At 45.7% G+C, this 15,013-nt stretch carries 12 protein-coding genes; 6 read left to right on the top strand and 6 right to left on the bottom strand.

The window, feature by feature from the left end:
* Positions 1-9: 9 nt before the first annotated feature.
* Positions 10-1,035: a Gfo/Idh/MocA family protein gene (locus WMO65_RS16400; protein WP_033141692.1), complete on the bottom strand. Its 1,026-nt coding sequence runs from the start codon at positions 1,033-1,035 to the stop codon at positions 10-12.
* Between the two features lie 509 nt (positions 1,036-1,544).
* On the opposite strand from WMO65_RS16400, the gene WMO65_RS16395 reads away from it, so the two are divergent.
* The 3 genes from WMO65_RS16395 to WMO65_RS16385 all read left to right on the top strand — a co-directional run bounded on the left by WMO65_RS16395 (position 1,545) and on the right by WMO65_RS16385 (position 5,216).
* The gene (locus WMO65_RS16395) at positions 1,545-2,711 is read left to right on the top strand and encodes an ROK family transcriptional regulator (RefSeq protein ID WP_052099514.1); all 1,167 of its coding nucleotides are present in this window, start codon (positions 1,545-1,547) and stop codon (positions 2,709-2,711) included.
* Positions 2,712-2,926: 215 nt separating this feature from the next.
* On the top strand, positions 2,927-4,123 hold the full coding sequence (locus tag WMO65_RS16390; protein WP_148391789.1) for an ROK family transcriptional regulator: 1,197 nt from the start codon (positions 2,927-2,929) through the stop codon (positions 4,121-4,123).
* A gap of 37 nt (positions 4,124-4,160) precedes the next feature.
* Entirely contained in the window at positions 4,161-5,216 is a 1,056-nt protein-coding gene (locus tag WMO65_RS16385) for a Gfo/Idh/MocA family protein (protein ID WP_148391788.1), read from the top strand.
* Positions 5,217-5,271: 55 nt separating this feature from the next.
* On the opposite strand, the gene WMO65_RS16380 is transcribed toward WMO65_RS16385, so the two are convergent.
* From WMO65_RS16380 to WMO65_RS16360, 5 genes are all read right to left on the bottom strand, one after another.
* A complete protein-coding gene (locus WMO65_RS16380; protein WP_148391787.1) occupies positions 5,272-6,105 on the bottom strand; it encodes an Rpn family recombination-promoting nuclease/putative transposase in 834 nt (277 codons plus the stop codon).
* A gap of 342 nt (positions 6,106-6,447) precedes the next feature.
* The gene (locus WMO65_RS16375; protein ID WP_148391786.1) at positions 6,448-8,106 is read right to left on the bottom strand and encodes a glycoside hydrolase family 13 protein; all 1,659 of its coding nucleotides are present in this window, start codon (positions 8,104-8,106) and stop codon (positions 6,448-6,450) included.
* A gap of 23 nt (positions 8,107-8,129) precedes the next feature.
* Positions 8,130-8,960, bottom strand: a complete 831-nt coding sequence (locus WMO65_RS16370) for a carbohydrate ABC transporter permease (protein ID WP_033141687.1) — start codon at positions 8,958-8,960, stop codon at positions 8,130-8,132.
* Between the two features lie 15 nt (positions 8,961-8,975).
* Positions 8,976-10,205 (bottom strand): carbohydrate ABC transporter permease, encoded by a 1,230-nt coding sequence (locus tag WMO65_RS16365; protein WP_148391785.1) that lies wholly within the window; start codon positions 10,203-10,205, stop codon positions 8,976-8,978.
* A 150-nt stretch (positions 10,206-10,355) separates the two neighbouring features.
* On the bottom strand, positions 10,356-11,690 hold the full coding sequence (locus WMO65_RS16360) for an extracellular solute-binding protein (protein ID WP_033141686.1): 1,335 nt from the start codon (positions 11,688-11,690) through the stop codon (positions 10,356-10,358).
* A 396-nt stretch (positions 11,691-12,086) separates the two neighbouring features.
* Between WMO65_RS16360 and WMO65_RS16355 the strand changes: the two genes are divergently transcribed.
* The 3 genes from WMO65_RS16355 (at position 12,087) to WMO65_RS16345 (ending at position 14,843) form a co-directional block, all read left to right on the top strand.
* Positions 12,087-13,112: a LacI family DNA-binding transcriptional regulator gene (locus WMO65_RS16355; RefSeq protein WP_148391784.1), complete on the top strand. Its 1,026-nt coding sequence runs from the start codon at positions 12,087-12,089 to the stop codon at positions 13,110-13,112.
* Between the two features lie 187 nt (positions 13,113-13,299).
* Positions 13,300-14,118, top strand: coding sequence for a methyltetrahydrofolate cobalamin methyltransferase (locus WMO65_RS16350; protein WP_033141685.1), 819 nt, complete (start codon positions 13,300-13,302; stop codon positions 14,116-14,118).
* Positions 14,119-14,210: 92 nt separating this feature from the next.
* Complete coding sequence (locus WMO65_RS16345; protein ID WP_033141684.1) at positions 14,211-14,843, top strand: corrinoid protein; 633 nt, start codon at positions 14,211-14,213, stop codon at positions 14,841-14,843.
* Positions 14,844-15,013 lie beyond the last annotated feature (170 nt).

The following is a 15,013-nucleotide window of genomic DNA, read 5'->3' as shown; positions in this document are numbered from 1 at the left end:
TATTTGTTTTTATTTCCTGTTCACATATTCCTTTGCCCGTCTCCACTCTTCAATTCCCTGACGAACCGATTTGATGCCTTCTTCCAAAGGCGCAACTTCCACTTCTCTGCCGCTTTGGAGACACTCAATGAAATACTTGATCTCTGTGTAGTACGGCCCCAGATTGGATACGTTGATTCCCGCAGAATCATCCTTCACATCGTATTCCCGCTCAAGCTCGGGATACTCCACCGTGCCGTCATTTTTATAAACTGCCAGAGGTTTCTCATCGCGTCCTCGAAATACTATGCTGGCATCCTCGAAACACGCATGGAAACTTGCTTCAAAAGGAAGCGCTGAACTGATATCCCAGATTCCCTCTGTCACTGCAAATACTTTTCCGAATTCATATGTAGTAAAGATCTGATTGATCATTCCGCTGGAGAATGCCGTTGCCCTCACATCAAAGGAATCCGGTTCTCCCAGCATATATCTGAGAAAATCAAGATCATGCACATGCAGATCCAGTACAACGGAACCGCTTCTGTCCTCTTTGTGGAACCAGTCTTCAAATCCCCATGCGGCGTCACCGCTCACTCTCTGCATGGTAATGGATTTCAGTTCTCCATATCTGCCGGTTTCATAACAGTCTTTCAAATACCGGTATTCATCAAAGGAACGGACCACCTGACCAACCATAACCTGTACGTGGTTCCTCTCCTTGGCATCCAGAAGCTTCTGTGCCTCCTCCTCCGTCAGACATACCGGCTTCTCCACGAACACATTGATCCCTCTGTCCATGGCTGCCACCGCATGTTCTGTGTGGAGATAACTGGGAAGGCAGATATGCACGCTGTCCAACGTCTCCGCTTCCAGAAGTTCCATACCTGTCTTGTACAGTCTGGCATCCGGCCATTGCTCTGCTGCCTTTTCCAGAAATTCAGGTCTGCAGTCCGCCAGAGCTGTTACCTCAACATCCATCTTGGATGACAGTGCTTTCAGCGACAGGTTGTGGGTAGTTCCCATTCCTCCGCATCCTATTAATCCCACTTTCATCTCATCATCCTCTTTTCTTTTTGTTTGTCCAGTGACCTTACTAATAAATTTTAAAATTAAAAGCCTTGTTGCTTTTCAGCTGTTTTCGGCTTTTTACGAATGTAAAATTTATTTATTTGATAGCTATACAATAGCATTTGATGTTGTATATGTCAATATGTTTTTGAATTTTTATTGCTTTGTAATGTAATTTAAGACATATTTAACATTTTATATCAATCTTTTTTGTGCACTTTTCACCTTATATTCATTTATTCCTGCGACATTACAATTTATTTCCACTATTTCCAGGCAAAGTATTCTCCTTACCATCCCCAACCTCCTCTTTTATTCACCATTTTATACAATTTTATCTATCTCAGTCCCTTTTTGTGTAACTTTTCACAAATAATATTGCATATCTCCGCGTTTTATGGTAGCATGCAATTAATAATACCACTTTACAATTAACTCCCAAAGGAGGTGAGCATACGAAACTTCTGACACAACAGGTAATCAAAAACACCAACATGAAGCATCTGTACTCCTCCATATACATTGAGAACGGCATCTCACGTACAGAGCTTGCCAGGCGGACTCATCTAAGCAAGACCACTGTGTCCACACTGGTTGACGAGCTGATCGAGAGGGACTTCATTGCCGACGAAGGTGCCTCCCACTCTGACTGTGTGGGCAGAAAACCCAACTGCCTGAAAGCCCGGACCAACCAGCATTTCGTCATTGTCATAAGCTGGGTAGACAACATTGCCGAGGCACATGTGGTGGACGTGGCAGGCACATCCGTGTACAGTACCAGGCTTACACTGAAAAAAGGGGAGTCTTATATCTCCTTATCCCAGACCTGCGTCTATAAGGACATTTTGTCCAAATACGATCCCCAGCGGATTCTGGGCATTTGTGTGGTGGTATCTGCCATGATAGATGCAGTGCGCAATGAAATATACTCCACTACCCTGAGTCTCGGACCCGGAGGGAGCGGCAATCTGATCCATGATCTGAGCTTTGCTTTCCCTGAATATCCGGTAGCTCTTCTGGAGGACACCGCCTGCTATGCCTACGCCGAAAAAATATATACACAGGTTCGGGAAAAGAACTTTGCTTTTATCAATTTCGGAAGAGGCATCGGTGCCACTATATTTATAGAAGGAAACATGCTGGGCAAGGCCAGCGGTTCTGTCACCCAGTTCGGCCATTATTCCGTCAATCCCAGGGGGCCTTTATGTATATGCGGCAACCATGGCTGTCTGGAGGCCATGTTCTCCGAATCACAGATAAAAGCCCGTCTGGAGGAGTCAGGGAAGACAAGCTGTCTTCTTGGGCGTTCTGCCATCACATTTGAAGATTTAGGAAAGGCAGCACTCTACAAAGACCCTGCTGCCATCCACACTCTGCAGAAAATGTCCCGGGACCTGGCGCTCGCGCTCAGCAACCTGATCTGCATCGTGAACCCCGAGCTGATTATTCTGGGAGGAAAAGGGCAGCACCTGGGCACATTATTTTTGGAGGAGGTGCAGCATTCACTGAGAGATGTGGGATTCCGAAGAATGGTGGATTTCTCAGGGGTGAGATATTCCCAGCTTCAGAGCGACGCCTACTTAAACGGTGCCATGAAATACTTTTTTGACACTTATTATTCCTTCCTGGAACCCAGGCCGCGTGCTTTTTATATCGGCTGAAATACGCCTGCAGCCTATTTGGGCAGGTTTGCACGCCCCGGAAAAATGAATTTATTTGTGCCTTATGCCTTTTTGTGATATGTTTAAAGTAACGAAATTTTAAGGTCCGCAGTACTGCATCGGACATCTCTGCAGACCGCGGCAATGCACGTAACCAAAAGGGTAACGAATCGTTACTGCGATATCATAACAAAGCAAAGGAAAAGCAGGATATTATGAAACTGGTCAATCAACAATTAATCAAAAATACCAATTTAAAACAGTTGTACAATTCCATTTACCAGAATCCGGGCACTTCAAGAGCGCAGCTTTCCAAAGACTCTCATCTGAGCAAAACCGCTGTCTCCTCTCTGGTGGATGAATTAATTGCCCGGAAGTTTGTATATGATTCCGGAACAGGCGGAAGCACGACTGTGGGGCGGAAGCCCAACAGCCTGCTTCTCCGCGCAGAACAATACTATGTGGCAGTCCTCTGTCTGGAGGAGGACAGGCTGAATGCAGCCCTGGTGGATATTACAGGGGTCTCTTCCCTGCCCATGCAGATGGAAGCCTCCTCACCGGAAGCCTACATTCCCCTGTGCCGGGATTACATAGAACAGACTGTGCTCACTCGGATTCGGAAGGAACAGCTCCTTGGAATCTGCATCGTTGTTCCCGCCATGATAGACCCGGACAAACGCGAGATCTTCGCCACTACCCTGAATCTTCCCGAAAAAGATTTTGTAGGCGAAATACAGCGGAATTTCTCAGATTTTTCCGTCAACATCCTGAATGATACAGCCTGCTTTGCTTACGCGGAAAAAGTCTACACACAGATTTCGGAAAAGGATTTTGCTTTTATCAATTTCGGCAAAGGAATCGGTGCCACACTCTTTATCCGAAACGAAATGCTGGGACACGCCTGCGCATCTTACACCCAGTTCGGACACTACTCTATTAACCCCAAAGGAAAATTGTGTTCCTGCGGAAACAGGGGATGCCTGGAGCTGATGATCGGTGAGGGTTCCTTAAAGGACAGAATTGCCCAGACCGGAAGCAGCCCGGCCTTTAAAAAATCAACTGCTGTCACATACGCTGACCTGGGCCAGGCCAGTGTATATGGGGATGTGGTCTCCCGCAAAGTAATACGGGATATCGCAGATGAATTTTCCCTGGCACTGTGCAATCTGATCTGCATGGTGCATCCAAAGCTGATCATCATCGGCGGAAAAGGGAAGGACCTTGGCCCCGTATTTTTACAGGAGATCCAGGAATGTCTGCGCACCACAGGATTCCGCCGCATGGTAGATTCCGTCAGCGTCCGTTACAGCCTTCTGGATTCCAGCGCCCTGTACAACGGTGCTATGAAGTATTTTTTTGATATTCACTATAATTTTACACAGGAGATGGACGGAAGCTTCTTCATCGGATAAAAATCCGCTGTCTTCTCATATAAAACGGAGGTATGAAATGAAAAAACTCAGAGCTGCAATTATGGGCTGCGGCAGAATTTCCGTCTGCTACGAGGACGCCTTTAACCGTCTCTCTGATCAAGTGGAGCTTGTATGCGCCATAGATGTTGACGAGGAAAAAGCAAAGGCTTTTGCAGAGAAATTTAACTGCCATTACTGTACTGACCTGGAGACTGCCCTCCAGTATGATATTGATGTCATCCACCTGTGCCTTCCCCATTATCTGCACCCGGTCATGGCAGTAAAGGCCATGGAGGCCGGACTTCATGTGCTGACAGAAAAGCCGGTGGCTGTCTCCCTGCAGGATGCAGACAGGATGATAGAGGCACAGCAGCGTACCGGCAGAAAGCTCGGCGTTATATTCCAGACCCGGTATACAAAAAGTGTGGAAAAGCTGAAAGCACTCATAGACGCCGGATATTTCGGACGCATCCTCTCTGCCCGCTCCTATCTCACCTGGAACCGCCCGCACACTTATTATGAAGGAAGTGACTGGAAAGGCACCTGGGACAGAGAAGGCGGCGGCGTACTCATAGACCAGGCCATACACAGTATGGACCGGGTGCGCTATATGCTGGGAAGTGACATTGAATGGATTGAGGGCAGCGTACATAACCACTGCCACGATACCGTGCGTGTGGAGGATGCCGCGGAAGCTGCCATACAGTTTAAAAACGGCTGCATCTACAACCTCTATGCCTGCAATTCCTACGCCTCAGACGCCCCCATCACCATTGAATTTCAGGGAGAAAAGGGACGCTGCGGCCTGATTCAGGATATGGGCTTCTATGAGGCTGATGGATGCTACACAGAGATTCGGAACACCTATGAGACAACCAGCGTGGGACCGGATTACTGGGGCAGCAGCCACCACCTGCAGCTCAGGGACTTTTATGATTCCATACTCTATGACCGTCCGGTAGCCATAGACGCCATGGAGGGAAGGAAAACGCTGGAAATGGTAAAAGGAATCTATCTGTCCTCCCTGGAACGGAAACGGATCTATCTTCCGTTTGAAGATGTGTGTTATAAAGATTTGAATACACCAAAATAATTACAATCCGGCAGGCCGGACTCAATTACCGGGGATTTTTACATCCCCGGTAGTATTATCTAATAATTTCCCTGACTTTTTCCACCGGTATTCCGCAGATTTTCGCAATCGCTTCCGGGGTCTCCCCCTGCATATACAGCTTAAACACCTGACGGGTCCTTTCCTCCCCTCTTTCCTCCCCTCTTCTTTCCGCACTGCTTATCTGCGAGTTATAATCCCTCAAAGCCTTATCCCTGGCCTCATACTCCAGCCGCTTCTTTTCATCCGCACTCATAGTCTTCAGTGTATTATATGCTTCATTGAGATATTCGTTTGCTTTTGCCACGCGCTCAAACTCCTCTCTGCTTTTTCCACTGAAGAACTTCATCCACAAAATGACATCCTCCCCTGTACGCACTTCCTTAGGCAGCTTTTTCAGCTCCAGAATCTGAATCTCCATCTTATCCGTATATACTTTTCCCGTCTTATCATCTCGAAAATGAATGGTTCTGTAGCACTCATCATCATCCGGAAAATGTATAAAATCCAGAATACTTACGTGGATACACTTCTGCAGCTTTTTATATGGTTCTCCCTTTTTTATCTGGCTCGTAAACATTCTTCCCATATAAAATAAAACACGCTCGTCCCAGTATTCAAAGTATTTGACCTGCATTTCTATGTTCATCCTGGTCCCGTCCGCAAGCAGCACATGGACATCCAGAATTCCCAGCTTATCATCCGGCCAGTCACCTCCAAGAGATGCCTCAAGAAGTGTTGTCTCCTCTATCTCCTCCGGAGGGATGCCTATAAGCGCAGCGACAAACCCTTTTCGCACTATACAGTTTTTCATCAGTTCTGTAAAACAAAAATCCACAGTGGGCAGCATTATGAAATTGTCAGTTTCCATAGATTCTCCTTTCCTGAACAGAATATACCTGATGCAGGAAAAAATCTCTCTGTGATTTGCCTTTATTGTATCATAACTTATCAGGCTGTAAAAGACAGTAATTCTTTCCCGGACAAAATCAGCCATATCTGCTCTGTCGGCTATATACTTTTAAACAATGGAGTTTCACGGCGAAATGCCGATTAGAAATTAAAGAGCGAACGCTCATTGATATCTTTAATCAGAAGTGTATCACAACCCACCCCAAATAACAATTAGACAATACGACGAAATTCAAATTATAAAAAGAAGGCAGTACAGCCCTGTGCTGCGCCGCCTTCTTTCTCTCACCATTCAAACAGTTTACATAACATACACAGCCGCCTCATACGGCCGCATCATACCCTCCTCCAGCGCTTCCTCTCCCTTATAATTATCAATCACAAGCACAGCCTTACCTGCATCCAGCCCCTCAGGCATATGGAAAGGAACTTCATTTTCCGTGAAATTCAGCACCACAAACATCTTTTTGCCTTCATAATTTCTTTCATATATATAAAGACTCTCATTCTCAGGCTCATATTCCCTGAAATCTCCGTACACAGCAACCTCATTTGCCTTCCGCATCTGAATCAGCCTCTTCATATAATAGAAAATAGAATCCCGGTCTTCCAGCGCTTCCTTCACATTGATATCCTTGTAATTGGGATTCACCTTCAGCCACGGTGTTCCCGTGGTAAATCCGGCATTCTCGCTGTCATCCCACTGCATCGGAGTCCTTGCGTTATCGCGGGAACGGAACCTGATGGCATCCAGCAGAACCTCTGGGTCCGCGCTGCCGTTGATAACACGCTCTTTCCAGAGATTTTTTACCTCTATGTCATTGTAATCCTCAATGGAATCAAAATGCACATTTGTCATTCCGATTTCCTCGCCCTGATAAATATACGGGGTTCCCTGCATGGTCAGAAGCATAGTGTACAGCATTTTTTGGCTTTCTTTGCGGTACTGCCCGTCATTTCCCCTGCGGGACACGGTTCTTGGCTGGTCATGGTTGGTCCAGTACAAACTGTTCCATGCCTTATCCTGGAGAACCGTCTGCCATTTGCTGAAGCATGCCTTTAATTCCGGCAGCGGCACTTTCCGATAACTGTAACGCTCAGGTCCGCAGTCCAGCGTGTTCTGTTCAAACTGGAAAACCATATTAAGCTCTGTACCCTCATTATTGGCATAGCGCAGGGCATGTTCCAGGGGAACATCCGGTGTCTCACCCACTGTCATAATATCATATTTTGATAAAACCTCCCGGTTCATCTCCTGCAGAAATTCATGAATTCTGGGCCCGTCCTGAAAATGCTCTGTTCCGGTGATCTCCGCCGGTTTTCCATCCGGCAGCCCCGGTGTCTTTGAAAACAGACTCACAACATCCATACGGAAGCCGTCACATCCCATATCCAGCCAGAATTTCATCATATCATAAATCTCACCGCGCAGTTTCGGGTTCTCCCAGTTCAGATCCGGCTGCTTCTTTGAAAACAGGTGCAGATAATACTGGTCTGTGGTCTTATCATACTCCCACGCGGGACCGTAGAAATATGAGGTCCAGTTGTTGGGTTCTCTCCCATCCCTGCCGTCTCTCCAGATATAATAATCCCTGTACGGGTTATCCCTGGATTTCCTGGACTCCGCAAACCACTGATGTTCATCTGAAGAATGGTTCACAACAAGATCCATCACCAGCTTCATGCCCCTCTCATGGATGCCCGCGAGCATTTCCTTAAAATCATCCATGGTTCCGAATTCATCCATAATATCCCTGTAATCAGAGATATCATATCCATTGTCATCATTTGGCGATTTGTAACATGGAGACATCCAGATAACATCAATCCCCAGGTCCTTCAGATAATCCAGCCTGCTGATCACGCCCCGCAGGTCCCCGATTCCGTCTCCGTTGGAATCCATAAAACTTCTGGGATATATCTGGTAAACAACCGCCTCTTTCCACCATGCTTTATTCATGCTGTTCTCCTCTCAAAATTCTGTTATTCTTTTACCGCTCCATTTGAGATGCCGGCAACGATCTGCTTCTGGAACAGAAGAACAATCAGAAGTGTCGGTATGACTACCACAACCGTGGCCGCCGCGATCTGGCTCCAGAACACCGTAAACTGGTCCTTCAGATAACTCAGACGTACCGGCACTGTCTGTATATTCTCATTGATATTCAAGGTACAGGACAGCAGATACTCATTCCATGCAGAAATAAAACTCATAATTGCCGTGGTAAATACGCCCGGCGCAGCAATCGGGAAGATGATTCTCCAGAGCATTCCCCATGTGGAGCAGCCGTCAATTTTTGCCGCCTCTTCAAGCGCCAGCGGTACCTGGTTAAAGTGTGCGACCATGATCCACACAGCACTCGGCAGTGTAATTGTGGAATATGCCAGGCAGACCCAGTATGTATTCAAAATCTTCAGTTTATAGAACATATTAAAAATAGGCCCTACAACGATCATCTGCGGGAACATGGCCACTGCCAGTATCAGTCCCATAAGCAGAGCCTTTCCCTTGAACTTAAATCTGGAGATAATGTAAGCTGACATAGATGCCACAATTACAACATAAAACGTAGTAGCTGCCGACATAACAAAGCTGTTGCCAATAGCACGGAGCATTCCTTTTTCTACAATAACCGTCCTGTAATTTTCCAGTGTGGGATTTTCTGCTATAATACGGTAAGCATTTGCTCCGAAAATTTCCGATTCCGGTTTAAAAGAACTGATCAAGATCCAGAAGAAAGGAAATATTGTGATCATCAGAAAAATTACCACGAAAATCCAGCAGACAATATTAAATGTTTTATTTTTACTCATTTTCCTTCCTCCCCTCTAATCATTATTGATGACTTCCGCGCCCAAAACCTTCACGTAAATCACAGCTATAACGGCAACACAGACTGCCATTCCCATAACCACCACAGAACCATATCCATAATTACTCTGGCTGAACATCAGCTTATACGAGTACACGGAAAGGGATTCTGTACCGTTCCCGGGACCGCCTCCTGTTAAAATTGCAATTAAGTCATATACACGGAACGCATCCATAGTACGGAACAAAAGCGCTACCAAAAGACTTGGCTTAATGAGCGGAAGAGTAATACTGAAAAATGTTTTAAAAGGTCCTGCACCATCTATAGATGCGCTCTCATACAAACCTCTGTCAATGATCTGCAGGCCGGCCAGAAGAAGCAGTGCCATATACGGCGCCGTTTTCCATACATCGGATATTACAACAGATGTCATGGCTCCATTTGCCGTCAGAAGCATGGCTGACTGCTTTGGTATCAGCCCGATAACGGAAAATATCTTTGATATAATACCGTAGCTGCCGTCATACATATAACTCCAGATCATGGCAGATACTGCCGTAGGAATCGCCCAAGGAATCAATGCGATCGTTCGAACAGCGCCGATACCCTTGATTGCTTTATCCATAATCAATGCCAGTATCATGCCTATCACCAGCTCAATCGCCACAGATATAACCGTAAACAACAGTGTATGAAGCAGTGCCTTATAAAATCTTGTATCTGTAAATAACTTAGCAAATCCCTTTAAACCGATAAAGTTAGATGCCACCACACAGTTATCCATGTCATCCAAAATCTTCGGCATACCCTCTCTGTTATACATCTCCAGATCCGCATTCCTGTCGTAGATATCGGTGAGTCTTTCCCTGATATCTTTATTGAATGCCTGTATTTCTTTGATCGTATCAGATGAAACCTTCTTTACGCCCTTAGATCCCTCATACGTTGTCAGCAGTTCATCTACCTCTGCCTTTATTTCCTCAAACTCGGCTACATCCTCGCTGCTGAGTCCTTCTGTAGCCATATCCGTCTCTATAAACCAGCTCACATAACCAAGGTCCTGTGCAAACAATTCCTCATTCAGCTGCTCAGACATATAAAAGCTATTGTACTGCTGATCATTGGTACGGTAATCAAACAGTGTATACACCAGAGATGTAACAATAGGATATATGGAAAATATGCCAATAAAAATCAACAGCGGAAGAATGAACAGGAACTGTTTAAACGTCATTCTTTTAATCATAATCTTCCCTCTTTCCCGACAATAAAAGCGGTTGCAAGACCCCTTTTGATTGCTGCGAATAAAACAAGGGTGCCGTATTAAACTACAGATATATACGACACCCATTTACTCAATGAATCCCCCTGCACCCATGCGGGTGCCTGATCACGGTTACTGTTTCAACAGACCTTCCACTTCTGTGGTGGTTCCGTCCAAATCTGATTCTCCTGATAAGAATTTGTGGATGGAAATCTGCAGTGCATCAGATAGTTCCTCATATTTGTCTGAGGAAGGTCTTGCAATTGTATTTTCCAGGGCTTTCATGAAGCCTTCTTTACCGAGAAGCTGATTCGCTGCCTTTACGTCTGCATCTTCCAATGCATCGTTAAATCCGGGCACATATCCACCCTTGCTGCAGAAGATCCTCTGTCCTTCCAGGGATGTAAAGTAATCCAGGAATTCCCACGCACCGTCTTTATGTTCACTCTTTGCATTCATAGCCAGCAGCCATCCGCCGATACAGGAACCGCCCGGAATTGGTGCGATATCTGTCTGATCCTGTGTCACTGCAGCGCCTTCTGCCCCAAGCAGACCCCATACATACGGCCAGTTACGTGAAAATACCGTATCACCGTTTACATAGCTGTTAGCAGCTTCTGATTCCTGATATACCAAAATATCATCCGGAGTTGCATCGGAATCAACAATCTTTTTCATGGATTCCAGTCCGCCTTTTACATCTGTAAAGTTAGCAGTATACTCGTTTGCGTTGCAGACAAGTCCTTCATACTGATTCGCCTGGAAAGTAAATCCGGTCTTGGTTCCGCCCTGGCCTTTGTATGTCTCTGCCATAGCAAGCAGGTCATCCCATGTGAAATCTCCGCTTCTCAATTTGGCTGCATCCTCCTCGGATACAATATCACTTCTGAAATAGATAACGCCAAAGTCAGGGTACAATGGCAGCGCATAAGTCTTTGCATTGTATGTACCTGCCTGAATAGAACCTTTGTTGTAATTCGCCGGACTTCTCTTTGCCTTCATCATGTAGCTGTCCAGAGCTTCGATATAACCTGCTGCAGCCATATCACCAGCCCAGACCGTATCAATGGAAACCAGATCATATTCAGAACTTCCCGCTGAGAACGCTGTGTTCAGCTGGCTTCTTGTCTGGTCTGTGTCGTTGGAGGCGGTCACCCATTTTACTTTATATTTGTCCTGGGATTTCTCAAAACCCTCGATCACCGCTTCCACAGCGCCGTTGCCATCATCAGAACGGAACAGGGTAATCTCTTCACGGTCACCTTCTGCTGTTGATTCCTTTGTCTCGTTCTCGGCGTCACTGCCCGCGTCATCAGCTTTGTCCGCATCATCTGTTTTGTCTGCGGCTTCCTGCTTGTCCTCACTGCCTGCGTCTGTGGTGGCTTCCTTATCATTTCCGCCACCGCACGCTGCCAGACCAAATACCATGGCTGTACTCAGCATTACTGCTACAATTTTTCTTTTCATTCTTTTTTCCTCCTTTTGTTGGTGTTTTACGATACTTACATAAAATGTCGCATCCTGGCTGTTAGTGTTGTGCAACACCTCTATTGATATAATAAACATTAGCACAATGCCCATTATCTGTAAATAGGTTTTATATAAAACCATCACAATATATAATTTAAACATTGTTCATTTATACATTTTGCACACAACCAATCTTTGTACAGTCATCAAATTACACATTCCCATTTTCTTTTTATCTGACAAATAGATGAACTTTCTGACAACCTCTTGCAATTCTGATAATTTCTGCTATCCTATAATAGAAGTAAAATACGATACTTTACTTATGTCACATTCAGACAAAAACTTTCCTGTAACAGACAGCGCAGGCTGTCAGAATTTGGGGGTAACCGTATGATAACGATAAAAGAAATAGCAAATATAATGAATGTCAGCCCAACCACGGTTGCCAACGTGATCCACGGCCGCACCAGCAAGGTGTCAAAAGAGAACGTGGAACGTATCCAGCAGGCTCTGAAAGAGCACAATTACGTGCCCAAGATGGGGCTGGAAGCTCTGACAAAAGGCAAGACCAGGCTGATCATTGTGGTGATCCATACCACAAAACGCTACACCCAGACCACCGTCGGCGATCCGTTCTACAGCCAGACCATCTGTGTGCTGGAGGAAGAGATACGAAGGGCCGGCTACTATATGATGCTGTATATAGACCGGAACCTTGACAATATTTTCAAGACAGCACTTTCCTGGAACGTGGCGGGAATCATTGCTGTGACACTGTCCAAGACCAACTATGACAAGCTGTGTTCCCTGGTGGACTGCCCGGTGGTGGGAATCGACACTTTTATGGAAGATACCGCCTCACTGCCCGACCAGGGGTATCATGTCACCCTGGATGACATCGGCGCGGGGAAGCAGATGGCAAACTACCTCATCAACACAGGTTTTTCCAATATAATTGTAATCTCAGATGCCAAGATAGGCTCCTCTGCTCTGAGAGCCGCAGGCGCCAAAGCCGCTCTGAAAGAACACGGCATAAGCACTGAAAAACAATGGCACATGGTACTTGACACGCAGAAGAGACGCAGAGACAGCCAGTACAATTCCCTCCTGGCGCTGGCAGGAAAAAAATATGTACTGTTCTGTACGGCAGACCAGCTTGCCTTTGAGGTGATTGGCTATCTGAACGAACACGGCTGCCATGTTCCCCGGGATATCTCTGTGTGCGGATTCGATGACAATCCTTACGCGGAGTTCTGTATTCCCAAGCTGACCACCATGCATCAGGACATTGCCAGAAAGGGAGAACTGGCCTCAGAGCTCTTGTTCCGGCTGCTTTCCGGAGAGAAGGTGGCGGAAAAGGCAATCCACCTTCCCGTGGAGCTGGTAGTGCGGAAAAGTGTCCTTCCGCCGGATTGACAATTTTTTAACCATTTTGAATGCGGTAGATTCAGGTATTTTCCTGTTTTACCGCATTTTTTATGGGTTTTCTCTCTTCCTACACTTTGTAGGAAAACCTTTGAAAAATCCCCCCTTTTTGCGGCTTGTACTTTCTGCACATTTTGGTACAATAGAGTTATAAATTTGTACAGGAGGTTTTGCAAAAATGATAATCATTGGGGAAAAAATCAACGGTTCCATACCGGCAGTTGCAAAAGCCATCGCTGAGAGGGATGCGGAATTCATCAAAGACCGTGCCAGAAAGCAGGCCGCTGCCAATGCCACCTACATAGACTGCTGTGCTTCCGTTCCGGAAGAGATTGAAGTTGAAACTTTAAAATGGATGATCGATTGCATCCAGGAAGTTACAGATCTTCCGATTTCCGTGGACAGTCCCAGTACCGCAGTTTTAAAAGAAGCTTATAAGTTCTGTAAGAGACCGGGTATCTTCAACTCCGTATCAGGAGAGGGCGACAAGATTGACACCATCTTCCCGATCATGGCAATGGAAGAGAACAAAGACTGGGAAGTCATTGCACTTTTAAGTGACGATACAGGAATCCCCAAATCCGCAGCTGACCGTCTCCGTGTATTTGACAATATTATGGCAAAGGCAAAAGAATACAACATCAATCCAAACCGTCTTCACATTGACCCGCTGGTAGAGATGCTGTGTACTTCCGAGGACGGTATTGCCATGAATATCGAGGTAATCGAAACTGTACGTAAACAGTACCCGACGATTCATATTACTGCTGCTATCAGCAACATATCCTTCAATCTGCCGGTTCGTAAGCTGATCAACTACGGCTTTATGATCCTGGCTATGAACGCAGGACTTGACAGTGCCATCATGGACCCCACGAACCGAGATATGCTGGGTCTTGTATATGCTACAGAGGCACTTATGGGCGAAGATGATTTCTGTATGGAATACATCGGTGCTTACCGTGAAGGACTGATCGGACCTGCTCCGAAGAATTAACATTTATGGTGTTCGTGTTGAGGAATGGAATTACTGAAAAGGGAAATAAAAAACTATAAAATATATTTTTTAAGAAATGGGAGGAATTTATTATGAGTAAGATTCAGGCTGTTGCAGATGCTGTTGCTGCTGGAAAAGCAAAACTGGTTGGTGGATTAGTTCAGGAAGCACTGGATGACGGATGCCAGGCTGTAGACGTATTAAACGCAATGATCGACGCAATGGGCGTTGTAGGCGAGCGTTTCAAAAACAACGAGATTTTCGTTCCTGAAATGTTAGTTGCAGCACGTGCAATGAAAAAAGGTGTTGAGGTTCTGAAACCACATCTGGCAAGCGGAAGCGCTGGCGTATGCGGCAAGATGGTTATCGGAACTGTTGCCGGTGACCTTCATGATATCGGTAAAAACCTTGTTGCCATGATGATCGAGAGTGCCGGATTTGAAGTTATCGACTTAGGCGTTGATGTACCGACAGAGAAATTCATTGAAACTGTCAAAGCTAACCCGGACGTTAAGATTGTTGGATGTTCTGCTCTTCTGACCACAACTATGCCGGCATTAAAAGCTACTGTTGAAGCTTTAAATGCTCAGGATTTCCGCGGCAATATCAAAGTTATGGTTGGCGGCGCTCCTATTACACAGGAATTCGCTGATGAAATCGGTGCTGATGCTTACACAGCTGACGCTGCATCCGCAGCTCAGAAAGCAAAAGAGCTGGCATCATAATGAAATTAGCTTAAATCCATATCTGTCATGCATACCCTATAAAGAGGGAGGAGGTACCGTAAGGTGCCTCTTCTCTCTTTTTGCTATATTATTGTCACAATGACATATTTACGTGTCCCCTCCGGTCCACTATAATGAAAACAGATGAATTATTATGTCTATTTTATCTT

Source organism: Blautia caccae (assembly GCF_040095955.1).
In the GTDB taxonomy this organism is placed as follows: Bacteria; Bacillota; Clostridia; order Lachnospirales; family Lachnospiraceae; genus Blautia; species Blautia celeris.
Note: the sequence above shows the minus strand (reverse complement) of the source record. Positions and strands in the feature narration are given on the sequence as shown.

Excerpts from the sequence above, each read along its gene's own strand:
- WMO65_RS16400 (WP_033141692.1), bottom strand. The coding sequence starts at position 1,035 with ATGAAAGTGGGATTAATAGGATGCGGAGGAATGGGAACTACCCACAAC.
- WMO65_RS16395 (WP_052099514.1), top strand. The coding sequence starts at position 1,545 with ATGAAGCATCTGTACTCCTCCATATACATTGAGAACGGCATCTCACGT.
- WMO65_RS16390 (WP_148391789.1), top strand. The coding sequence starts at position 2,927 with ATGAAACTGGTCAATCAACAATTAATCAAAAATACCAATTTAAAACAG.
- WMO65_RS16385 (WP_148391788.1), top strand. The coding sequence starts at position 4,161 with ATGAAAAAACTCAGAGCTGCAATTATGGGCTGCGGCAGAATTTCCGTC.
- WMO65_RS16380 (WP_148391787.1), bottom strand. The coding sequence starts at position 6,105 with ATGGAAACTGACAATTTCATAATGCTGCCCACTGTGGATTTTTGTTTT.
- WMO65_RS16375 (WP_148391786.1), bottom strand. The coding sequence starts at position 8,106 with ATGAATAAAGCATGGTGGAAAGAGGCGGTTGTTTACCAGATATATCCC.
- WMO65_RS16370 (WP_033141687.1), bottom strand. The coding sequence starts at position 8,960 with ATGAGTAAAAATAAAACATTTAATATTGTCTGCTGGATTTTCGTGGTA.
- WMO65_RS16365 (WP_148391785.1), bottom strand. The coding sequence starts at position 10,205 with ATGATTAAAAGAATGACGTTTAAACAGTTCCTGTTCATTCTTCCGCTG.
- WMO65_RS16360 (WP_033141686.1), bottom strand. The coding sequence starts at position 11,690 with ATGAAAAGAAAAATTGTAGCAGTAATGCTGAGTACAGCCATGGTATTT.
- WMO65_RS16355 (WP_148391784.1), top strand. The coding sequence starts at position 12,087 with ATGATAACGATAAAAGAAATAGCAAATATAATGAATGTCAGCCCAACC.
- WMO65_RS16350 (WP_033141685.1), top strand. The coding sequence starts at position 13,300 with ATGATAATCATTGGGGAAAAAATCAACGGTTCCATACCGGCAGTTGCA.
- WMO65_RS16345 (WP_033141684.1), top strand. The coding sequence starts at position 14,211 with ATGAGTAAGATTCAGGCTGTTGCAGATGCTGTTGCTGCTGGAAAAGCA.